Origin of the sequence: Mesorhizobium sp. M0018 (genome assembly GCF_040323955.1) — a bacterium.
Classification (GTDB): domain Bacteria; phylum Pseudomonadota; class Alphaproteobacteria; order Rhizobiales; family Rhizobiaceae; genus Mesorhizobium.
In genome coordinates this window covers 59,808-80,321 of record NZ_JAMYVL010000022.1, presented here as the reverse complement: position 1 = coordinate 80,321, position 20,514 = coordinate 59,808, and the positions used below count along the sequence as shown (strand labels likewise).

General features: G+C 60.9%; 21 protein-coding genes. 13 read left to right on the top strand and 8 right to left on the bottom strand.

Annotated features, from left to right (window positions below):
- Position 1: 1 nt before the first annotated feature.
- Complete coding sequence (locus NKJ81_RS25650) at positions 2-1,291, bottom strand: cytochrome P450 (RefSeq protein ID WP_352542091.1); 1,290 nt, start codon at positions 1,289-1,291, stop codon at positions 2-4.
- 90 nt (positions 1,292-1,381) lie between these two features.
- Positions 1,382-2,584 carry a cytochrome P450 gene (locus tag NKJ81_RS25645; protein ID WP_352542090.1) on the bottom strand — a complete coding sequence of 401 codons (1,203 nt, stop codon included), beginning with the start codon at positions 2,582-2,584 and terminating at the stop codon, positions 1,382-1,384.
- Between the two features lie 1,647 nt (positions 2,585-4,231).
- Between NKJ81_RS25645 and NKJ81_RS25640 the strand changes: the two genes are divergently transcribed.
- From NKJ81_RS25640 to NKJ81_RS25615, 6 genes are all read left to right on the top strand, one after another.
- Positions 4,232-4,765, top strand: coding sequence for a peroxiredoxin (locus tag NKJ81_RS25640; protein WP_352466644.1), 534 nt, complete (start codon positions 4,232-4,234; stop codon positions 4,763-4,765).
- A gap of 70 nt (positions 4,766-4,835) precedes the next feature.
- Complete coding sequence (gene rpoN, locus NKJ81_RS25635; protein ID WP_352542089.1) at positions 4,836-6,272, top strand: RNA polymerase factor sigma-54; 1,437 nt, start codon at positions 4,836-4,838, stop codon at positions 6,270-6,272.
- Between the two features lie 57 nt (positions 6,273-6,329).
- A complete protein-coding gene (locus NKJ81_RS25630; RefSeq protein ID WP_352542088.1) occupies positions 6,330-7,547 on the top strand; it encodes an MFS transporter in 1,218 nt (405 codons plus the stop codon).
- A 692-nt stretch (positions 7,548-8,239) separates the two neighbouring features.
- Positions 8,240-8,425 (top strand): sunset domain-containing protein, encoded by a 186-nt coding sequence (locus NKJ81_RS25625; protein ID WP_352542087.1) that lies wholly within the window; start codon positions 8,240-8,242, stop codon positions 8,423-8,425.
- 409 nt (positions 8,426-8,834) lie between these two features.
- Complete coding sequence (locus tag NKJ81_RS25620; RefSeq protein ID WP_352542086.1) at positions 8,835-9,146, top strand: hypothetical protein; 312 nt, start codon at positions 8,835-8,837, stop codon at positions 9,144-9,146.
- A 371-nt stretch (positions 9,147-9,517) separates the two neighbouring features.
- The gene (locus NKJ81_RS25615) at positions 9,518-9,664 is read left to right on the top strand and encodes a hypothetical protein (RefSeq protein WP_352542085.1); all 147 of its coding nucleotides are present in this window, start codon (positions 9,518-9,520) and stop codon (positions 9,662-9,664) included.
- Between the two features lie 203 nt (positions 9,665-9,867).
- On the opposite strand, the gene NKJ81_RS25610 is transcribed toward NKJ81_RS25615, so the two are convergent.
- The 4 genes from NKJ81_RS25610 to NKJ81_RS25595 all read right to left on the bottom strand — a co-directional run bounded on the left by NKJ81_RS25610 (position 9,868) and on the right by NKJ81_RS25595 (position 13,255).
- Entirely contained in the window at positions 9,868-10,500 is a 633-nt protein-coding gene (locus NKJ81_RS25610; protein WP_352542084.1) for a hypothetical protein, read from the bottom strand.
- A 353-nt stretch (positions 10,501-10,853) separates the two neighbouring features.
- Positions 10,854-11,474 (bottom strand): nitrogen fixation protein NifQ, encoded by a 621-nt coding sequence (locus NKJ81_RS25605; protein WP_352542115.1) that lies wholly within the window; start codon positions 11,472-11,474, stop codon positions 10,854-10,856.
- A gap of 322 nt (positions 11,475-11,796) precedes the next feature.
- The gene (locus NKJ81_RS25600; RefSeq protein WP_352491466.1) at positions 11,797-11,997 is read right to left on the bottom strand and encodes a ferredoxin; all 201 of its coding nucleotides are present in this window, start codon (positions 11,995-11,997) and stop codon (positions 11,797-11,799) included.
- Between the two features lie 40 nt (positions 11,998-12,037).
- Entirely contained in the window at positions 12,038-13,255 is a 1,218-nt protein-coding gene (locus tag NKJ81_RS25595) for a cytochrome P450 (RefSeq protein ID WP_352542083.1), read from the bottom strand.
- Positions 13,256-13,624: 369 nt separating this feature from the next.
- On the opposite strand from NKJ81_RS25595, the gene NKJ81_RS25590 reads away from it, so the two are divergent.
- Entirely contained in the window at positions 13,625-13,969 is a 345-nt protein-coding gene (locus NKJ81_RS25590; RefSeq protein ID WP_352542082.1) for a hypothetical protein, read from the top strand.
- A 127-nt stretch (positions 13,970-14,096) separates the two neighbouring features.
- On the opposite strand, the gene NKJ81_RS25585 is transcribed toward NKJ81_RS25590, so the two are convergent.
- Complete coding sequence (locus tag NKJ81_RS25585; protein WP_352542081.1) at positions 14,097-15,164, bottom strand: hemin-degrading factor; 1,068 nt, start codon at positions 15,162-15,164, stop codon at positions 14,097-14,099.
- 32 nt (positions 15,165-15,196) lie between these two features.
- Entirely contained in the window at positions 15,197-15,301 is a 105-nt protein-coding gene (gene hemP, locus NKJ81_RS25580; RefSeq protein WP_023678236.1) for a hemin uptake protein HemP, read from the bottom strand.
- A 592-nt stretch (positions 15,302-15,893) separates the two neighbouring features.
- Between hemP and NKJ81_RS25575 the strand changes: the two genes are divergently transcribed.
- From NKJ81_RS25575 to NKJ81_RS25550, 6 genes are all read left to right on the top strand, one after another.
- Positions 15,894-16,214, top strand: a complete 321-nt coding sequence (locus NKJ81_RS25575; protein WP_352542080.1) for an iron-sulfur cluster assembly accessory protein — start codon at positions 15,894-15,896, stop codon at positions 16,212-16,214.
- A gap of 264 nt (positions 16,215-16,478) precedes the next feature.
- Positions 16,479-16,724, top strand: coding sequence for a NifU family protein (locus NKJ81_RS25570; protein WP_352542079.1), 246 nt, complete (start codon positions 16,479-16,481; stop codon positions 16,722-16,724).
- Positions 16,675-17,892 (top strand): cysteine desulfurase NifS, encoded by a 1,218-nt coding sequence (gene nifS, locus NKJ81_RS25565; RefSeq protein ID WP_352542078.1) that lies wholly within the window; start codon positions 16,675-16,677, stop codon positions 17,890-17,892. The genes NKJ81_RS25570 and nifS overlap by 50 nt, the downstream gene beginning before the upstream one ends.
- Positions 17,889-19,097 carry a homocitrate synthase gene (nifV, locus tag NKJ81_RS25560; RefSeq protein WP_352542077.1) on the top strand — a complete coding sequence of 403 codons (1,209 nt, stop codon included), beginning with the start codon at positions 17,889-17,891 and terminating at the stop codon, positions 19,095-19,097. Before nifS ends, nifV begins: the two co-directional genes overlap by 4 nt.
- On the top strand, positions 19,094-19,474 hold the full coding sequence (gene nifW, locus NKJ81_RS25555; RefSeq protein ID WP_352542076.1) for a nitrogenase stabilizing/protective protein NifW: 381 nt from the start codon (positions 19,094-19,096) through the stop codon (positions 19,472-19,474). The genes nifV and nifW overlap by 4 nt, the downstream gene beginning before the upstream one ends.
- A 188-nt stretch (positions 19,475-19,662) precedes the next feature.
- A complete protein-coding gene (locus NKJ81_RS25550; RefSeq protein WP_352466656.1) occupies positions 19,663-20,514 on the top strand; it encodes an electron transfer flavoprotein subunit beta/FixA family protein in 852 nt (283 codons plus the stop codon).

Genomic DNA, 20,514 nt, shown 5'->3' with positions numbered 1-20,514 from the left:
CTCAGCCCTCCTGCCCATGCAGCCGCACCGGCAGCGCGCGGAACGTCCTAAGGAACGCGGAGGGCTCCCGGGTCGGCTGCTCGGCCAATGCCAGCGTGGGGAAGCGCGCCTGGATCCGCGGCAGGCTTTCGGCCAACTGCACCCGGGCCAGTTGCGCACCAAGGCAGAAGTGGATGCCGTGGCCGAAGGTCAGCATGATCTTCCCGTCGGTCGACATGCCAGGACTGGTGCCGTAGAACCGCACGGGATCGAAGCGATCGGGATCGGCGAAGGCGTCCGGGTCGCGATTGCCGGCCGCGATCAGCACGCGCACGTCCGCGTTCTTCGGGATCACCACGCCGCCCAGTTCGATGTCGCGCTGGGCGATACGCGGAATGGAGCTGAACATGGCGGGCGCGTCGTAGCGCAGGGCTTCTTCGACGAAAGCCTTCACCCCCACGGCATCTCCCTTCAGCCAGTGCCGCTGTTCGGGATACGCCAGCATCGCCAGGACCGCATGGCCGATGGCCGCGGCAGTGGTGGCGAAGCCGCCCAGCAGCATGCCCCAGAGCATGCTGATCAATTCCGCATCCGACAGCATCTCGGCACCGTCGTCGTGTGCGCCGACCAGCATTGACACGATGTCGTGGCGGGAATCGGTGCGCTTGCGCTGTATGAGGTCGCCGAAGTAGGCCTGCACCCTGGCGCTGGCAGCGTCCCCCGCAGCGAGTTGGGGATCGCTGGCGTGCGGGCTCAGGCCTTCCAGAATGGCGTTGATGCCGGTGACGAGCCCGAGAATGTCGTCCGGGGGCATGCCGAACAGTTCGCCGAAAACAAGCATGGGCAAGGCCAGCGCGAATTCCTGATGCAGGTCCACTGCCTCCCCGCGCTCCAGTGCGGGCGCCATGCCGTCCAGGCGCGCTGCGACAATGCGAGCGATGGTCGGCCTTAGCTTGTCGATCTGGCCGATGGTGAAATCGCGCGAGATCAGCCGGCGCAGACGCGTATGCGTTGGAGGTTCCTTCATCGCTAAAGTGGACGCCAGCAAACTTAGCGACAGGCTGGTCGCCGCACGCGGGAAATAGCGCGCCAGTTCGCCTGGCGCCGGCCCCCGAAAAGCATCGCCCGTGGCCTTGAGCACCCAGTAGATGTCAGCGTGGCGGCTCAACAGAAAGAGGCCCGACGCCGCGCGATGTACCGGATTGTGCTCGCGCAACCACCGCATGAATGGGTACGGGTCCTGAATGCACGCTGGCGACGCCAGTTCGGCGAAGGCGTCCCGGCATGCTGCCGTGGTTTCTTGCACGTCCATCTTGGTCACCTGTTGGCTGGCTGATCTGATCGGCGCGCGGCAGGCGCGCCGGCAATTCGAGAACATCGCGTTCCTGGTGGCGTCCGCGCATCACCAGAGCACCGGGAACTCCTCGAACCCGCCAGTGATGATCTCCTTGCGCAACTTCAATTCTTCGGGCGCCACGGCCAGGCGCAGCGCGGGAAAGCGCTGGAAGATCGAACCGAACACCGCCTTGAGTTCCAGCCTGGCCAGCGCCAAGCCGATGCAGTTGTGCGGCCCGTAGGAGAACGCCAGGTGCGGGTTTTCGTCGCGTCCGATGTCGAAGATTTCCGGGTCGTCGAAATGGCGCGGATCGAACGACGTCGCCGGCAGGCCGACCAGCACCTTGCTCTCCGCGGGAACATGCACGCCCGCGATGGTCACGTCGGTCCTCGGATAGCGCATGATGCCGTCCCAGCCGGCGCCCGGCGGGTACATGCGCAGGATTTCCTCCACCGCCTTGTCCACCAGGGATGGATCGCCGACCAGGCGTTCGCGCTGTTGCGGATGGCGGAACATGGCCAGCAGGCCGAATTCGATCTGCGCGACGGTGCTCTCGTGCCCCGCCACCAGCATGCCCGTCGCCAGGCCGATCGCCTCTTCCTCGGTCGCCTTGCCCTGGTCGACCGCCGCGAGCAGATCCGTCAGCAGGTTGTCGCCAAGATCCTGGCGCTTGTCCCGCATCTTGCCGCGAATGTAGGCGCGCAGTTCTTCCCAGGCCAAGCGCGACGCGCTGCGCGGGCCGCTTTCATGCTGGTGCGTCATCACCTCGTCGGACAGCCCGGCGAAAAAGGCGTGATCCTCGTAGAGCACGCCCATCAGCGCGCTGATGACCATGGCCGGAAGTGGAAAGGAGAGGTGGCGCCGCAGGTCGGCGGGCTGGGGCTGGGCCGCCAGTGTCTCGAACAACTGCGCGGCGATCACCTCGACTTGCTGCGCGAGCAGCTTCACCCTGCGGTTGCTGAAGGCCGGCGCCACGATCGTGCGTAACCGGGCATGCTCGCCCCCCTCGTGCGAGACCAACCACCCCGGCGATCCGAGAATCACCGAATCCGGGGTGAATGTCGCCGGCGGCATTCCCGAGGGCCGGAACGCCGCGTCGGACAGCACCGCCTTGGCTTCATCGTAGCCTGTCACCCACCAGCCTTCGTGCCCGGACGGGAAGCGCACGCGGTGGATCGGACCGTTGGCGCGTTGCGCCAACATCTCGGGCGAGGGCTCGATGTGATCGACGCGCCACATCGGCAGCGTCGGCAAAGGTTGTTCGGGCATGCTGGCACTTCACTCTATAGCGATGGAGGGCGGAAGGTGACCGGCGGGCGCTGCGGCAGCGAATGACCTGAGGCATACAGATGACGTCCTCCGAAGGCCGGCCTGATTATCAAGATCGGCCAACGTGTACTGTCTAGGCACACCGCGCGGCGAGATGCAGAACTTTATCCTGCACCATCGATTTCAGGATAAGGTCGGTGTGGTGGGCCTTTGAGCCGCCGCTGGCCGAGATTTCCTGCGCAAGGGTCGACAAGGGCGGCGCGCTGTTGGGTAAGGGCGGTTTCGCCGAGGACCCCCCTGCCCATAGACGCTATCCGAGGCGGATTTGACATTTTGCTTTTCTTTCTTCGTTCCATTCGTGTCATCCACGAAATGAAAGTCGGTCGGCGGCTCCCGGCCCGCAACGAAGGTGCTTCAAATCTCGTGCCAATTTGGCCGCAGCAGAAAAAAATTGTGGCAGCTTCTCAGCGGCTTGGCCTGAGGCCAGAGAAGAGCCAGGCGAAATAAGCCGGTGTCGCGGGCCAACAAAGGCGACGGAACAGTGTCGGACAGAACGCCTCGGGCGACCTTTAGGTCGGGCTTGCGACATTCTGGTCCAGTTTCGAACATAAGAGGGCGGCAAACAGACACGATTGGGGAATTCGATCCTCACGGCGCCGGGCGCTTGCCCAAGAGCGCGCGCTCATGTTGCTGCGACAGGCTCGTGTTCGCGATAGCCGTGCCTGCGCACCCATGAACGCTAGCGGCACACGCTACGCAATGACTGGAGTGCCCGCCAGCCTCAGGTAGTGCACCGGCTCGGCTTCCGGTTCTTCTTTGCCCAGCCGGGGCTGAAGCACCGAATATCCGCACCATACAGCATCGTTGTTGCCTCTGTGACGAGGCGGTATAGCGCGCGCCCGATCTTCTAAGACACGGCCTCCGAGAAGAAGGGGGCGGTCCAACAGCACCTCTATTTGAAATGGCACGCCGCTTGCTGCTCCTGGTCAGAGCCCATCAAAACACGATGAAAGCGACTTGCGCCATGCCCGACACGCGAAGCTCTAGACCGTGGCCTGAGGAGACGGTGCCTGTTCCCGCTGAACATCGGTACATCATCTCCTTCGGAGGTCCCTCCTCGGCAGCCGCTTTGCGCACGGCTGGTCCGATGGCGGCACGCCAACACATGGCGCTCGCGCAATTGCCGTCTACCGGTTCTGATCAGCATGTGAGTGCCCAACAGCCCCATCAAAGAGCCAGCGAAGCCAAGGTCGTGTCACTGGCAAACTTCGACAATACGCCGAACCAGCTCAGTAACGCGGGTCTCTTGCGTGAAGTCACATTTGAGGCCTCCACACGCGTTCGATATTGGCTACTTCGGGCCCGCTATCACTTTGTCCCGGGCACGAGCGCGAGCGATGGATGCCGCTTCCGGCGCCATAGCCGTGGAAAGATTGCCCCAGCGGCTCGACAGCCTCCACTTGCTCAGTTCGATGGCGTTCGGGTGACGAAGACCAGCAGCCAAGACGTTCCCCTACATCGGGATGGAAAAAGGAGGGTGCGAGCCGCGAGGGCCTCATTTCATGCCCGGCATACGAGCCTTTGCTCGGTATTGCGCCAGCCTCTGCCAGAATCCGGCGCGCCAGTTTTTTCCTGAGGAGCAAGTTGATGACCGTTCAAAAGAAGGTTCCCTTCGTCACCTTTCTCACGCGTGTTCGCGATGAGTCAGTCCAGGGCCCAAATCCATATCGCTGGGAAGAAAAGACATCTGACGACTACTTTGCCGGCAAGCGCGTCATCCTGTTCTCGCTGCCTGGCGCCTTCACTCCGACCTGCTCGACCTACCAACTGCCCAATTTCGAAGAGCTCTATGATGAGTTTGAGAAGGAGGGAATTGACGCGATTTACTGCGTCTCCGTCAACGATGCCTTCGTCATGAATGCGTGGGGGAAGTCCTTGGGCCTGCAGAAGGTCGAGCTCATCCCCGATGGCTCAGGCGAGTTCACACGCAAGATGGGCATGCTGGTCGCAAAGGACAATCTCGGCTTCGGGATGCGCTCCTGGCGCTACGCCGCCCTGATCAACAATGGCGTGGTGGAGCAGTGGTTCGAGGAGGAAGGTTTCTCCGACAACTGCGAGGCCGACCCCTATGGCGTCTCATCTCCGCAAAACGTTCTCGAAACGCTGAAAGCCGCCGCATGACCTAGAAAACGTCTCACTGGTGCCATTGCCCGCCCCAAGAGGCTCCCTCGACAGGATTATCGCGCTCACCATGCAATCCTCAGCAAGCCTGCTTCAGCGCCAGAAGCAATCCATGGTCGCATCGCCTCAACTCATTGAGTCGATTCGCTTGCTGCAACTGGCGCATACTGAACTGCATCAGTTCGTGGAGCGGGAAATCGAGAAGAACCCGCTCTTGGAATCTGCGTCAAACGATGGCGGGCCTTTTGGCGATGTTTCGATTTCGGGAGCGGATCAGCGTGTCGGCCCACGCGCAAACGCCGTTGACGGACCGACCGGGGCCGGCTCGCCTGAACGGCTCGGGCAATGGAAATCACTTCGCAACACGACCAACAACCCGCCGGGTAATGGCCCTTCCCTCGACGAGTTTGCCAGCCTCGCCGAGACATTGCACGACCATGTCGCTCGTCAGATCGCCCTCACTGCGTTCACACCACAGGAGCGGCTGATCGCTGGCCAGCTTGCCGCCGATCTGGAAGACACTGGCTATCTTCGGGCAAACCTTTTGGAGCTGGCCGAGAGCCTGAATGTCCGGGAGGCTGATGTGGAACGGGTTCTCGGAACCTTGCAGCACTTTGATCCACCGGGAATTTTTGCCCGAACTCTCGGAGAATGCCTTGAAATCCAGTTGCGCCAGCGAGACCGGTTCGACCCGGCAATGGCAGCTTTGGTTGCCAATCTTGAAATGCTTGCGCGACGCGATTTTCAGGCACTGAAGCAGCATTGCGGCGTCGATGAAGACGACCTTCTCGACATGATGCATGAGATTCGGGCGCTCGATCCCAAGCCTGGAAACCGATTCCAATCCGGTGCGTCTGAATCAATCATACCCGACGTCTGGGTCACGCCCTCGCCGGAAGGCGGGTGGCAGATCGAACTTGATCCGGCCACACTCCCCAAGCTGCTGATCAACCAAACCTACTATGCCGAAGTGTCGCGTCAAACTGTCCAAAATTCGAAAGATCAAGCATTTCTCAACGAATGCTTGCAAAACGCGAACTGGCTAATCCGCAGCCTCGATCAGCGCGCCAAGACGATTGTTAAGGTTGCGGCTGAAATCGTGCGCCAGCAGGATGCCTTTTTGGAACATGGCGTCGCCCACCTGCGACCTCTCAATCTCAGAACCGTCGCTGACGCGATCGGCGTGCACGAGTCGACGGTAAGCCGGGTGACCTCGAACAAGTACATGCTTACTCCGCGCGGAGTCTTCGAACTCAAGTATTTTTTCACCGTCGCGATCGCGTCCTGCCAAGGCGGCGATGCGCACTCCGCCGAAGCTGTCCGCCATCGGATCAAAGCGATAATTGCCGCAGAATCTCCCGGCGACGTGCTTTCCGACGATGACATCGCTGTCCGGCTGAAGGAAACCGGCATCGATGTTGCGCGCCGCACCGTCACAAAATATCGCGAAGCAATGAACATCCCCTCCTCCGTGCAACGCCGCCGCGAAATGCGCTTGTGTCTTTAATGTGGGTCAAGGCAGCCAACCTCATGTTGCAGTGCATCCAAAGTGGAGACTTCGTTCATGACCCGATCCGCGGCAGGCGTCATGGACGCTGTTCTGCACGACCCAGAAAAGCCCGACCAACCGTCTGGTCCCGCATGGGGTGCGGTCATTTCGCTTTCCTTGGGCACCTTCGGGTTGGTGACGGCAGAGTTTCTGCCTGTCAGCCTGCTCACGCCCCTCGCGCATGATCTCGGTGTCACCGAGGGTGCGGCTGGACAGGCGATGACGGCGACCGCTATCGTCGGGGCGATCTCGGCGCCGACGGTGGCCATCATCACAAAGCGCCTGGACCGCAGGATCGTCATGTGGGCGATGACGCTGCTGCTGATCCTGTCGGACGTTCTGGCGGCCGGCGCGTGGTCGCTGGCGGTTCTCCTGACTGCACGCGTCGTGCTCGGCATAGCGCTCGGAGGCTTTTGGTCGATGTCGGCATCACTGGCGATGCGGCTCGTTCCAAGCCACCTCCTGCCGCGCGCGATGTCGATCATCCTCACCGGCGTTTCCGTCGCTACCGTTTGCGCAGCTCCAATCGGCGCTTATGTCGGCGATATTTGGGGATGGCGAAGCGCCTTCATGCTCGCCGCAGCCTTCGGCGCCGCTACACTGCTGGTGCAACTCATAACCATTCCGAGGCTGCCTCCGGTCGGAGTGGCTAGCTTGCGCAGCCTGCTGGATGTGGCCAAGATTCCGATGGTCAAGGTCGCGCTTTTGGTCGTCCTGCTGGTCGCTTCCGGCCACTTCGCCGGAATCACCTATATCCGCGCCTTCCTCGAGAAGGTTCCCGCGCTGGATGTCGACACGATCTCGCTTGTGTTGCTTGCTTTTGGCATCGGCGGATTCTTCGGCAATTTGGCCGGCGGGCTTCTGGCCGAGTACAGTCTCAAGGCAGTCGCGGCCCTTGCCCCGCTGCTCATAGCGATAGCCGCTGTTTCGCTGCTGACGGCGGGAGCATCGGCCTCGGGCTCGGCGATTGCGGTTGCCGCGTGGGGCTTTGCCTTCGGCGCGGTGCCAGTGGGATTGCAGACGTGGATGGTGCGGCGCGCCGTTCCCGAGCAGGCCGAAAGCGCCGGTGTGCTGATGGTCGTAGCGTTCCAAGTGGCAATCGCAGCCGGCGCGATTTTCGGCGGACTATTGGTGGACAATGCCGGGATTACCAGTGCCATTGCCTACAGTGCTGTTGCCACGTTCCTCGCCGCCCTGACAGTGTTCCTGCTCGGCCCGAAGCGCGAGACCTAGACCGCCTGACAGAGAGGCCTCAGCAGCGCAGCGGGACGAGAGATGCAATCGCATGCACGGCGCGGCGCGATCCTCCGCATGATTACGCATGGACCAGCGCAAGCGCCTCGCCGGCTTCACCTCCGAGCCACGGCGACCTTCGCCGCCAGACACGCGAACCTCGCCGGCACCGGTTTCCATTTGGCGACGATGAGCGCTGCCAGCGCTATGGAACCCTTGCTGGCGGCTGCCGGTTCTGCCAAAAATGCAATCTTAATTACGACGCGTGCGTAAGCACACGAGATGTCCGGGATAGAAAACTTCCACTGCGACTGGGACAACACTGATAACTGCCGTGTTTTTACGCAAGTGCCCAGATCTCAAGCGCAGCAAAGAAACGACGCAAGTAGTAGGGGCCCGGCGGATGGTCAGGAGCTCCCCGACTTCCGCGGGACACTTCTGCACTTAGCAACTTGCAAAGGCCATTAGAACGAGGGGCGTGGGCAAAGTCCAGCATCATATAGGGGCCGACCAGGCTGACCGTTGGCGCAAGAACGCAAGGAAGCGGCGGCGACGCTGGCGACCTGAATACATCTTCGCGATGGTGGTGGTGCTCTTGGCGGCTTTCCTCGCCTTCAACTCAGACGAGCTTGGAGTTGGTGCCAGTCTCGCGCCTGCGGGTAGGATAGATGGCGCCTCGACCTAAGGCGCCCATGAGCGGAAGAACCGGCAGTTGCGACATCAAGGGCAATGTCAGCATCGACACGGGCGAGCATATCTATCACGTGCCCGGCCAGAAATATTATTCACAGACGATCATCCGGGCCGGAATTCGGGGAAGTTGGTTCTGTAGCGAGGCCGAAGCGCGTGCGGCCGGTTGGAGGAAGGCCGGAAGCTGAACCTTATGCGCCCTTCATAATGTAAGCCCGTATGATACTTTCGAGTATGTTGACAGGGGTCTTAGCTATGGAGCTTGGGATCTTCTTTCTGATCATTTGTCTCGGATTGAGCAATGCGGCTTTTGCCGATGGCACCGCAGCGGTCCGTGCAAGTCCCGGCAGCGGTGGAGGCGGCGGCAGCGAACGGCCGAAGCCTCAGGACAACCCTAACTGCAATAAAGCAAAATTGTCCGCCTGCAGGACAGAGCGCCAACAGGGATTGGACAACTGCAAATTCAATCTTGTTGTCGATTGCAACGGGCTTGTCTCCCTCGATTATTCAGACTGTAAGGCGGACGCGGGATGTTGAGGTGCTGCACGATTGTCGTCGCATCGACGATCTGGGCGGCGCCTGCGGATTGCCAGTGCCTTGGACCGCCAGTCCGATTACAGCAGGGCTATGGCCCTTCAAAACCTCGCGAGCAATTACAACTTCAATGCTATGACCGGCAACGATGCTATCGAGCAATGCGATGATATGAATTCACCCGTCGATGCTCTTAAGGAAGCCTATGGTATTTTCAATGCCTGCAGTCAATCCTTCGGCGTTTCGACGATGGGCCTCATTAGAGTTTATAACCTCTCCCGCAGTGATTACTGCGCCGAAGCCAAAAAACAGACAGCGACGACGAGGAAAACACAGAAGACGATGAATAGGCGGCCGATCACGGCCCGAAGCTGATCTCACCCCCGGGTGTGCTTGGGATGCAGAGGCAAGCTTGTGCTTCGCGCGGCGTTCGGCCGCGTCAAAGTTGGTCGTTGTGTTTCCTAATGAAAAGGCCGCCGTGGGACGGCGCACAAAAAATACGGCAGCAGTGCTGACTTATTTGCTTCACGACTTTGTTGTGAAGAAACAGAGACTATCTGTTTACTTGCTAATCAAGTTCTGCATAAAAAAGAGGCAGGCACCCATTCGGTGCCTGCCTCTGTCTCAAGCGTACTCGCGGTATTGTGGCGCCGAGTGGACGAACAAGACCGCGAGTCCGCTCCGTAGCAGGTCGGTAGCTAGCGCCCCGAGGCTTCATTGGCAAGCCACCAGAAGGACATCCTCCCATGTCTGGACGTAAGACCTTTGATGTCGGCCGCGACTCTGAGTCTGGCCGCTTTATCACCGTGGAAGAAGCGAAGCAGAATCCTCGCGAAACCACGGTAGAACGCGTACCCAAGCCTGGTTACGGTGACACGAAGAAAGACAAGTGAAATCACCACAGCGGCGGGCTTCGGCCCGCCGTATTCCTTTAAAATTAGGAACAGATCATGACCAGCAAGAAAAGTGGCGGCGGCGGCAATCTCCAGAAGAGTTCCACGCCGACAGTTTCGCCCAAGAGCGGTAACAATCAAAGCTCTGCTAGGCCAGCTACCACCGGGTCCGGCGGTGGTGGCCAATCCGGCAAGCCTAGAACTTAGCCTGAGGCTTTCCACGATATATCCATCTGCGTGATCTGATCACGAGGAATATAAGTTAGCGCCGCAAAGCCACCGTCGTTTTGCGGCGCAAACTTATCTTGTGAGCCATCGGGACGATAGATGGCCGTAACATACATGGCTAAGCCATCCTCATTCAAAGTAATGCCGCGCATTGGTATGGCTTCATCAACCTGTGAGAAATGGCTTTCGATTATCTTGCCACTTGCAAGGTGGACCTGAACATAGTCCCAGATAGATCGGCAATTAACAATAGAAGACCATACTGAGGCTTCATGGTCGTCCTGATAGATGGTGAGCTTTTTCATCGCCCAAGAGAACCAGCCTGAGAATGCGCGCCGCCAAAGTGATGCAGCCATGACTGAAAACACGACCGTTGCGGCTCCGGTCTGTAGTAAAATTGCTTCCGGCTGCGCCTTATTTACAAGCAAGGAGGAATCTATAACCCTGTGGGCAATTAATTTGCCGATCAGCCCGTAGGTTAGGACTTTAAAGACAAAGTCCTCTGTTCGATCTACAATGCCGCGGCCAATTATCGAGACACGATAGCCAAGGTATCCGGCTACAAGTACGATTTGCAGATCGATGGACAGACCCAGAAGTTCATTCATCGACAGCTCCTCGCGCCTACACACCGCATTCTTATCCCTTTAGCACGATAGACCCCCATATTTTCAATTGGAAAAATGTGCGCTTTGGGGCACGCGCGGTGCGCCTAAACGCATGCGGCAAGTATCGAGTCCGCCCCTCCCGTCATGGTTGCGCTATGCGATGCGCGGCCTCTGCCTTGCGGGCAGCCTCGGTTATACGACGTGTCGCAGCCGGGGCATTGGCGGAGGCGCGGGACATCGATGCAGATGTCGTGTCGCCATAGGGCGCCCCCTCGAAGGCGTCCGTCGACATTCGACAAGAGACATATGGCGCGGCGCGAGCGCTGGGGCTCTACGACTGACGAAAGCGGCTCTCAATCCGAGGCGATGCCGTTCTTGATCCGTGTGAGGCGGCTTTCGCCTTCCTCCGGGCCGAAGCAGTTTTCGAAGTCATTGCATTCCCGGCAACTGGGCGCGCTGCACAGCGAAAAACCTTCGGCCTCGCAGAGCTTGCGGTAAAAGTATTTCTTCCATTTCATGTTTTGGGTGTTGCCGGCCGCCAGCGTCGGAAAATGCGAGGCGAGCAGGCGGCCGAGCTCGGTCCGATTAAAAAGGCCAAGGTCCTGCCAGAGATGGTCATTGCGCATGGCACGCCGGGCGATGATCTTGGCGAAGCGGGCGCTCGCCGGGTCGCCCGGCCGGGCGTGCGCCAGCAGCAGTCCGCGCAGAAATTCTTCCTCCAGGTCGGGCTCGGGCTCGCTCACCTCTTTCAAGGCAAACGCGTTGATAGGAAAAGCAGGGAAACAGCGGACCAGGACATCGCGCAGCTCGGCGCGCGAAAGTCCGGTTGCCTCCGTCGCCGTCACCTCGCCGGCCTCGATCTCCTCGAGCGCACGTGAAAGCACACAGGCAAGCACATGCTGGTCGAACCTCCTCTCCAGCTCGATGTGCGGCCATTGGCCGGTGCTGAGCCGGGCATAATGTTGGGCAAATATGGTGCGTTCTCCTGGTTTGTCCTATCAAATCATGCAGAGACCCGGCCTGCCGCAACATGGGTCGGGCAGTTCTTCGGTATGGCACTCCGGGTCGCCTCGCGTCGAGTAGTTCGGCAATTCTCGTCTGGTCCATCGGCTCTGACGCAAATTCTGTGATTGGAAGAGGTGTTCGCGAACCCCTGCCCTGCCGTTTGCGCCTCACGGGAAACACTGGCGCCGGAAATGCCCCTGCAGAGTTGGACGTGAACCGTGCGGGACAGAGGTCGCGTGCTGAGTGCGGCCACATGGTTCAAGCCCGCCAGACTCTCGGTTGAATGAGTCCTCAAAGCGCGCAGCGGGTGAGTTCCAGCGCACGTTCAGGACAGGATCGCGCGCCCCGCGATGCAGGCAGTTCCTCCCCTTCCGCAACTTCAATGTCACCAGGCAGGATGTAGCCCTCGTCATCAAGCTTGAAGATGTCCGGCGCTTGCGCCGCGCATCGCGCGTGACCCTGGCATTTGGCCTTTTGGACGATGATGCGCATGGCGCTGCCTCCATTGTCTGTGCCCCGGCTCGGGGCGGGCCTAAGACCAGTCCAGGATCAAATTTTCGATCCCGAACACATGGCCGCCAGAGGTTATCGGTGCCGTACCCTGCTTGATCATGAAAGCCGGGATGCGCGCCAGCCACTCCTCCAGCCCAATGACAATCTCCCGCCGGGCAAGGTGTGAGCCAAGGCAACGGTGGGGACCATAGCCAAACGCGGCGTGGCGGTTGTCCTCCCGCTCCAAATCGATCGTGTTGGGGCATTCGAATTCCGCCGGGTCACGATTGGCAATCATCGTGGCGCAGGAAACATAGTCCCCCTTCCGGATCGGCGCGCCTTCGAAGTCGATATCTTTCGTAGCCACGCGGATCAACTGAATGGGCGGATAGGCCCGCAGCAATTCTTCGGTTGCGAGCGGGATGCGGTCCGGTTCGCTCCGCAGCAATTGCTGATCTTTGAGGTTGCGCGCGAGGTACGCCAAGTCAAAGCCTATAGCTGCTGCGACCGTGTCGAGCCCAGCGACGAAGACAAGCACGCCGATGCCGCGGACTTGGGTGTCCGTCAGCCGGCGGCCCTCGACCTGTGCCTGCACGATAAAGGTCATGAAATCGTCAACCGCCTCCTGGCGGCGCATGGCTGCAAGTTCGTCGATGAATGCCACGATCGTCCGGGCAGCCACAGGTCGTTCCTTATCGTCGCCGTGGAGCAGATCTTTCCCCCAGCCGACGAATGTATCGAGTCGGTCATCGGGCAACCCCAGAAAGCGAAGAAAGGTGCTCACCGCGAAAGGAAAGGCAAAATCCTTCATCACGTCGCAGCTTGTGCCCGACGCGGCGATCCTTTCGATCAGCTCGACCGCCCGTTCGCGGACAGCCGGTTCCAGAGCCAACACCCGCTTTGGCGAAAGCAGCGGATTGAGCAGTGAGCGAAAGACGCCATGGGCCGGTGGATCGAGCTCAAGCGGGATCGTCGGCCAGTTTTCACCCAGTATGGAGGAGAAGATGCTGCGATGGCTGGAAAAAGTCTCTGCGTCCTGCAGCACCTTCCGCTGGTCCGCGGCACGGGTGATGACCCAGGTACCCCGGCCATCTTGCGTGTTGTAGCGGGAGTAAAAGATCGGAGGCCCGTCATGTACGCAAGCGACAGCTGCGTGTGGATCCCCGTTGGGTGTTGGTGGCATCCCTGGCGATGTAAACAGGCTGAAGTCCCTCACCATTTCGGGCGGGACATGATCTGGAACGGGGTTGGTCGCCATTTTGTTTTCTCTACATTGGCGTTCATGGCTCGATTGAGATTGCACCGCTGTTCATAAAGTCGATTCCAGCATGGGCACGTCTCTTGTCGGGCGCCTTCTAGATTCTGTCGCCTGATACAGCCCACCTGCACCAGCGCGGATGAGATCGGTTGCGAAGTCGATCAGAAGGGGCATCTCCGCCGCGCTGCGGTCATGAAGCAAAGCCGCCGCTTATCCCCGTTAGGGTTGAGAGGCTGGTTAATCACCTCTGAGCACCGTGACGCACTGCTGATGCCCTGCTGATCAAATTGTCGAAGCAAGTCCCGTGCCGGATAGGCGTACCCATGGCGCTGCACCAATCAATGCCAGCCTGCACTGGGCCCGCCGCTGATGATCACCTGTCCATCATTCTTAGGACAACGTCCGACAACCGACATCCGTGGTCGGTTTTGTCGTGTCCGCGACATCGGGCTGTTCGGCTTGGCTGCTGCTGCACAGCCTTCCGGGCTCGCACGGCCCGGATTGAGCAACGACGCGATCCAGCGCAAGGATCGGGTGCGGTCCGACAAGACCCGTCGGCGCTTGCGCGCGATGATCGGAAATATCAACAAGGTCGAGCCGCGCTTCGGTTCGGCCCTGATGGCGTATGCGTTTTATCGCTCGCAGGCGCTGCAAGGATTTTCGGTCAGACGGCGATGCACTCGTGCGCAGCAGTCCGGCCGGCGACGAGCTTGACTGTATCGATGCGGTCAATTCCGGCGTGCACACCTAACCGTCCGTATGCGCTACGACTCGCAGCCGCTGTCGCAACGTGGTGCCGAGTCCTATGGCGGCCGGTTCAATCCGAGGGCCTGTCGGCACTCTACACCTCCCTGTAGGTCGGACCGGGAACACGTGGCAGACTCTCGGCCAGAAACCGCCAGTCGCTGCGCTCGCGTTCTCCTTCCTTGCGCGCGCCGAAGAACTGGATGATCATCTTGCCGTCGGCGCCATAGGCTTCAATGGACGTGACGTGACCGTCCCTCGTCGGCTTGCGCACGGCCCAGACCTCGCGGATGTGATGGGTCCTAAGATGCAGATGGAAGGTCTCGTCGAGCACATTGATCCGCGGCCCTATCTGCTTGACCGACTTGATCGGGCCGGAATGGATCTGGATGCAACCACGATTGCCGACAAAGCACATGATCGGCATCTCGTCTTCGGCCGCCTGTTGGAACAGGGCGCCAACGGCATCATTGTCGAGCTGCCAGGCGTAATCCTCGCCGGCCATACGCATCGCCTGGCAGCGGCTGAGCTTCAGTGTCTTCAACATATCGTAGAACTGATGCACGTCGCTCAGGCGGCTCCAGTGCTCGCGTAGGTCGTCGACCGTGGCGGCTTGGTCCGGACTCACTGCGTTATCGCCCGCCCCGCTCGCCTTGAACGATATGATCGGCTCCTGGTCGGAGGATGCGAGCTTTGCCGCCAGATTCTGATAGGCGTGCAGGTTCGAGGCGGGCCTGAGATGTACTTTGTGCATCGCCTCGCCGGTGGCATCAAAGAATTGCAGGCTGCGGCGGATCTCGGCTCCCTCGCGCTTCTCGACGGCGAAGCCATACGCCCACGCTTTCGGGAAGATGCGCAGGTCGATTTCGTCGCCGAGCACCATGGCATGCTGGTTGCCGGTGACCACTTTGTCGTAGACGCCGATCTTTTCGTGCACGGCACTTTCATTGCGGGTGAGCGCCATCACCTCGCCGACCGCTTCGAGGCCGATCAGCAGGTCATCGACGCGCGGCTCGATGCGCACCGCGCCGTGACCACAATGCGCCGCGACCAATTCGGCTTCCGAAATGCCCAATCGAGCGGCGAGATCATGCTCCCGGATTTTCGGATTGTCTTCGCACGCCCGCCGGATTTCGTCCGGCGACGGTTTCTCGCGCTGGTCCATGTCTTACCCCTGCTTCCACCTACGTGTGAGGATCAGCTGCCCTGCCGGTGAATCTTCAGCCGATAGGGCGCGCCGTAATGCTCGACCCTGATCTGCTGCTGGCCCGTGAACAAAGTGTCGCTGGACAGCGTGCGCACGTCGTCGCACCCGCGCGAAAACCGGGGGTGCTATCGGAGCGGCGAGACCCGAGTGACACGAGCAGGCACATGCCGATGGAATCACATCGAGCCGGTCGGTGGCCACCGGGCGGTGGTGAGCGATTGTGGGTGTTGTCGCAATCGGCCAATCGGTCATTCGGATGCCACGGGCGGCGCTGCTTCGCCAAACAAAGCGTGTCTGACCCAGTCCTGACATGTTGCTCCCTTGCTTCGCCCCATCGATCGCGAGGGCACCCACGACACGATTGTGGATCGGCAGTCTCTTGCCGCCTCGCCAGTGGAGCTTCAAAAACCGTGCCAATTGGGCCGAAGCAAGCTCAGAAGAAGTCTTCTGTAATGGTCATTGGTTGGTTTAATGTGAGTTCAGCCAACAACTCAGGCCCAACATCCCGCGTGGCGGACCCGACAAACCCGACAGTACGTGTCGGTTGGCCGACACCTTCGCAGCAATGGACTCACAAGAACCACAGCAGTGTCAGAGATGCCGCGCTGTGTTGAAACGTTTTTTCGCTTTGGCACGGTGCATGCAACGTGATGCGCAAGCAGGTCCCGGACTGAGGAGAATGGAGCCATGATTACGCTCACCGACAACGCTGTTGCCGCCATCAAGACTGCTCTTTCCCGCGCCAGCGAGCCGGCGGAAGGCTTTCGCATCATGGTCCAGGCCGGCGGCTGCGCCGGCTTCAAATACTTAATGGGCCTGGAGAGCGTGTCGCTCGAGGGCGACGCGATCACCGAGACAGATGGGATCAAGCTGTTCGTGGACGCGGGCTCCCAACCGCATGTCGCCGGCATGACCGTCGACTTCCTCACCGGGCTCGAATCTTGCGGCTTTGTCTTCGATAACCCCAACGCGCGCGAGAAGTGCGGCTGCGGCAAGTCCTTCAGTTGATCGCCCGAAGCGCCTGTGCGGGTCCATGAAGCGATTGCCGCCGACGGACTCATTTGCGGCAGAGGAGGCTTATATGGCCGGCACAACAGATGTCCCTGTCCTCAAGAACAAGGCAAGGTCGAAGCCGATGTTGGGACCGGCAATCGCTTCAGGTAGGACGCAAAGAACGTCGCCTCCCGAAACAGTTCGGTTCCTGGTGGCACCCAAGCTGCTGGCCGCCAAATCGCGCCGCTGCGCCAAATTCGGCTTATCGATAACGTTGTCGTGTTCGGGCGTCCTTACCTGCGGGCTGACGGCGGCGACTGCGGACTTGTCCATGTCGACGCCGATCCGGTCTACGTCAAACTCTCGGGCGTCTGCGCCGGCTGCCAGTTCGGGCCCATCATCATCAACGGCATACGCCAGAGGCTCAATGAGGCGGTCGCGCGCTCGCGTCATTCCGCTCAACTGAGGATCGCACATGAAACCTGTCTACCTCGACAACAACGCAACCACACGGGTCGATCCTGAGGTCGTGCAAGCGATGTTGCCGTTCTTTAGGGATCAATTCGGCAACCCTTCGTCGGCGCACGCTCTTGGCGCCTCAGTCAGTGCGGCGGTGAGAAAGGCGCGGAGGCAGTTGCAAGCTCTGATTGGCGCGGAGTTCGACGATGAGATCACCTTCACCTCGGGTGGGACAGAAAGCGACAATGCAGCGCTTCTTTCGGCGCTCGAGGCGGCGCCCAACCGAACCGAGATCGTGACGTCCGCGGTCGAGCATCCCGCCGTGCTGACGCTCTGCGCGCATCTTGAGAAGACCCGCCGCGTCAAGGTGCACAGGATCCCGGTGGATTGCCGTGGCCGGCTCGACCTCGACGCCTATATGGCCGCCCTCACCCCACAGGTCGCAATCGTCTCGATAATGTGGGCGAACAATGAGACTGGTGTGATCTTCCCCGTGGCCAGGCTTGCCGAGTTGGCCAAGGAAGTGGGCGCCCTTTTCCATACCGATGCTGTGCAGGCGGTCGGCAAGCTTCCGATGGACCTGAAGTCGACCGCAATCGACATGCTGTCGCTCTCCGGCCACAAGCTGCACGGGCCGAAAGGGATCGGCGCGCTTTTCGTAAAACGTGGCGTCAATTTCCACTCGCTGATCAAGGGGGGCCACCAAGAACACAACCGGCGTGCTGGCACCGAGAATACGCCCGGCATAGTCGGGCTCGGCATGGCGGCCGAACTCGCCTTGAAATTCATGGACGACGAGACCACACGGGTAAAGTCGCTCCGCGACCGTTTAGAGGACGGGATTCTCCAGCGCATCCCAAGCACCTGTGTCACTGGTGATCCCCTGGAACGGTTGCCCAACACCGCAAACATCTCCTTCGAACATGTCGAAAGTGATGGAATTCCACTTCTCCTCAGCCGCGTGGGCATCGCGTGTTCCTCCGGCTCCGCCTGCACCTCCGGCTCGCTGGAACCGAGCCATGTCCTGAGCGCGATGAAAACGCCACACGCGGCAGTCCGCTTCTCCTTGGCGCGGGACAACGGCGAAGCGGACGTCGACCGGGTGCTCGAGGTCATGCCGGCAATCGTGGAGAAGCTGCGTGGCTTTCCCAGTCCCGGGGCCGGTAGGCGAGGCGCCGAAGACGTTCAATCCGGTCTATGCCTGAGCGGCAGCAGAACAGGCTACCGTTCATGACCCGCCATGTCTTTCTCAACGATACGACCTTGCGCGATGGCGAGCAGGCGCCCGGCGTCGCCTTTACCATGACGGAAAAGCTGGAGATCGCCGAGTCTCTTGCGGCGGCCGGCGTCACAGAGATCGAGATCGGCACGCCGGTCATGGGCGCCGACGAGATCGAAACAATTCGCGCCGCGGTCGCGCGGCGTCTCCCGGTTCGGCTCATGGTCTGGTGCCGGATGACGTCGCTGGATCTCGATGCAGCGATCGAGAGCGGTGTCCACGCCGTCAATCTATCGCTGCCTGCGTCGGACATACAACTTGCCGCCAAGCTCGGCCTCGATAAGGCGGGAGCGCTCCAGGTCATCGAGCATATGGTCAGGCGCGCAGCCGCCGCCGGCTTCTTCGTCGCGGTGGGCTGCGAGGATGCCTCGCGGGCCAATCGGGATCATCTCGCCCGCGTCATCGAGACGGCTGCACGCGCCGGCGCAAGCCGCCTCAGGCTAGCCGACACAGTCGGCGTTCTCGACCCGTTTTCGACCTTCGAACTTGTCGCCGAGCTTGTGGCGCAGTCTCCAATCGACCTTGAATTTCATGCGCACAACGATCTCGGACTTGCTGCCGCCAACACGCTTGCCGCGATCCGCGCAGGCGCGCGCCATGCGTCCGTCACCGTCCTGGGGCTCGGCGAGCGTGCGGGCAATGCCGCGCTGGAAGAGGTGGCCGCCGCGATGGCGGTCCTCGACGGCGCGGATACCGGCATCGAGCTGACCGCATTGCCCGACCTCGCCGCCCAGGTGGCTTGGGCCGCCCGCCGGCAAACCGCGGCCATTAAACCGGTCGTCGGCGCCGATGTTTTCACGCACGAATCCGGCATTCACGTCGCAGGGTTGCTGAAGGACTCGCGTACTTATCAGGGGCTCGATCCAGCTCTCGTGGGCCGCTGCCGGCGTATCGTCATCGGCAAGCATTCCGGCGCTACTGCGATTGCCCATGTGCTGAGCGAAAGCGGTCGCGATCTCGACCCGGATCTGGCAGCCGCGATGGTGGCCCGCGTCCGGCGCGAGGCGGCCGAGACCAAATCGACCATCACTGCAACTCAACTGGTCGAGCTCTACGATGGAATGTGCAGCGAGGCATCCCTCGCGGAGCTGTGCGGGTCCAGCTCAGCCGTTCGCGAGCGCACCGACGCCACAGTTTTGCGACCAGGGAGAATGCAATGAATTGTTCCGCTGACAGCCGCCCCATCGATGTCACCGACATCCTCGCACGACTGAAGCGCCTGTCGGCTGCGGAGGAGTTCTTTGCAGTCCTTGGCGTCTCCTATGACCCGAAGGTGCTCAATGTCTCGCGGCTCCATATCATGAAGCGCGTGGGCCAATACCTTGCCGAAGAAGATTTCTCCGGTCTGCCCGACCAGGTGATTGCCGCGCGGGTGCGCGCGACGCTCGAACGCGCTTACGAGGACTTCGCGGTTTCCTCGCCGCTCACCCATCGGGTCTTCAAGGTGCTCAAAGACCACGATCCGAACAAACCTGCCACGCCGGGCCGCACCTTTGTCCCGTTCGACACCGTACTGAAGCGGTTCGGACAGGAATGACCGCGACACGGGTTGCGACGCGACAATGTCGAGAAGCCGACAAATCCGGTCATCACCACGGCGCCCTCAGAAGCAACCAAGCGAAGTTCTAGGAATAGGGGGCAGCGCAAAACAGTTGGCACGAATGATGCGCACCAAAGAGATAACCGCCAAGCCCGCATCCGGACAGGAGCCTGGAGAAACCGCCAATGCACATCGTAATCTGCATCAAGCAGGTGCCGGACTCGGCACAGATAAGGGTCCATCCGGTGACGAACACGATCATGCGCCAGGGTGTTCCGACCATCATCAACCCTTACGACCTGTTCGCCCTCGAAGAAGCCCTCAGACTGCGCGACGCCTATGGTGGCGAAGTCACCGTGCTCACTATGGGTCCGCCCATGGCAGAGGACGCGCTGCGCAAGGCGCTCGGTTACGGCGCCGACCGAGCGGTGCTCTTGACCGACCGCTATTTTGCCGGCTCCGACACGCTGGCGACCTCGTTCGCCCTTTCCCAGGCAATCGCGAAGGTTGGCGAGACGTTCGGCACGCCAGACCTCGTCTTCACCGGCAAGCAGACGATCGATGGCGACACCGCCCAGGTCGGGCCCGGCATCGCCAAGCGCCTCGGACTCCTGCAACTGACCTATGTCGCGAAGATCGCCTCTATTGACCTTGCTGCGCGCGAGATCAAGGTCGAGCGCCGCTCCGAAGGCGGCACACAGATGCTGAAGAGCAGGCTCCCTTGCCTGATCACCATGCTGGAAGGCACAAACGAGATCCGCCGGGGCTCGATCCAGGACGCCCTGTGCGCCGCGCGCAGCCAGGTCTTGAAATGGAGTGCGGCCGACGCCGGCATTGAGGATCTCACCAAATGCGGCCTGCGCGGTTCACCGACGGTGGTCAAGCGCGTTTTCGCGCCTCCTGCGCGAGCGGAAAAGGCGGCAAAAATCGACACCGCCGAGATGGCCTTGCGCGATGTCGCTGACGAACTCATCACGGCAATTTTCACCCGCCAGCCGGCATTGGAACATGAGCTCGCCTTCAACGGCGGCGCGTGA

Coding starts and splice junctions, on each gene's coding strand:
- NKJ81_RS25640 (WP_352466644.1), top strand. CDS start 4,232: ATGACCGTTCAAAAGAAGGTTCCCTTCGTCACCTTTCTCACGCGTGTT.
- NKJ81_RS25630 (WP_352542088.1), top strand. CDS start 6,330: ATGACCCGATCCGCGGCAGGCGTCATGGACGCTGTTCTGCACGACCCA.
- NKJ81_RS25595 (WP_352542083.1), bottom strand. CDS start 13,255: ATGGCGACCAACCCCGTTCCAGATCATGTCCCGCCCGAAATGGTGAGG.
- NKJ81_RS25590 (WP_352542082.1), top strand. CDS start 13,625: ATGATCACCTGTCCATCATTCTTAGGACAACGTCCGACAACCGACATC.
- NKJ81_RS25625 (WP_352542087.1), top strand. CDS start 8,240: ATGAGCGGAAGAACCGGCAGTTGCGACATCAAGGGCAATGTCAGCATC.
- nifS (WP_352542078.1), top strand. CDS start 16,675: ATGAAACCTGTCTACCTCGACAACAACGCAACCACACGGGTCGATCCT.
- NKJ81_RS25610 (WP_352542084.1), bottom strand. CDS start 10,500: ATGAATGAACTTCTGGGTCTGTCCATCGATCTGCAAATCGTACTTGTA.
- NKJ81_RS25615 (WP_352542085.1), top strand. CDS start 9,518: ATGTCTGGACGTAAGACCTTTGATGTCGGCCGCGACTCTGAGTCTGGC.
- nifW (WP_352542076.1), top strand. CDS start 19,094: ATGAATTGTTCCGCTGACAGCCGCCCCATCGATGTCACCGACATCCTC.
- nifV (WP_352542077.1), top strand. CDS start 17,889: ATGACCCGCCATGTCTTTCTCAACGATACGACCTTGCGCGATGGCGAG.
- NKJ81_RS25585 (WP_352542081.1), bottom strand. CDS start 15,164: ATGGACCAGCGCGAGAAACCGTCGCCGGACGAAATCCGGCGGGCGTGC.
- NKJ81_RS25650 (WP_352542091.1), bottom strand. CDS start 1,291: ATGGACGTGCAAGAAACCACGGCAGCATGCCGGGACGCCTTCGCCGAA.
- NKJ81_RS25550 (WP_352466656.1), top strand. CDS start 19,663: ATGCACATCGTAATCTGCATCAAGCAGGTGCCGGACTCGGCACAGATA.
- NKJ81_RS25575 (WP_352542080.1), top strand. CDS start 15,894: ATGATTACGCTCACCGACAACGCTGTTGCCGCCATCAAGACTGCTCTT.
- NKJ81_RS25600 (WP_352491466.1), bottom strand. CDS start 11,997: ATGCGCATCATCGTCCAAAAGGCCAAATGCCAGGGTCACGCGCGATGC.
- NKJ81_RS25645 (WP_352542090.1), bottom strand. CDS start 2,584: ATGCCCGAACAACCTTTGCCGACGCTGCCGATGTGGCGCGTCGATCAC.
- rpoN (WP_352542089.1), top strand. CDS start 4,836: ATGCAATCCTCAGCAAGCCTGCTTCAGCGCCAGAAGCAATCCATGGTC.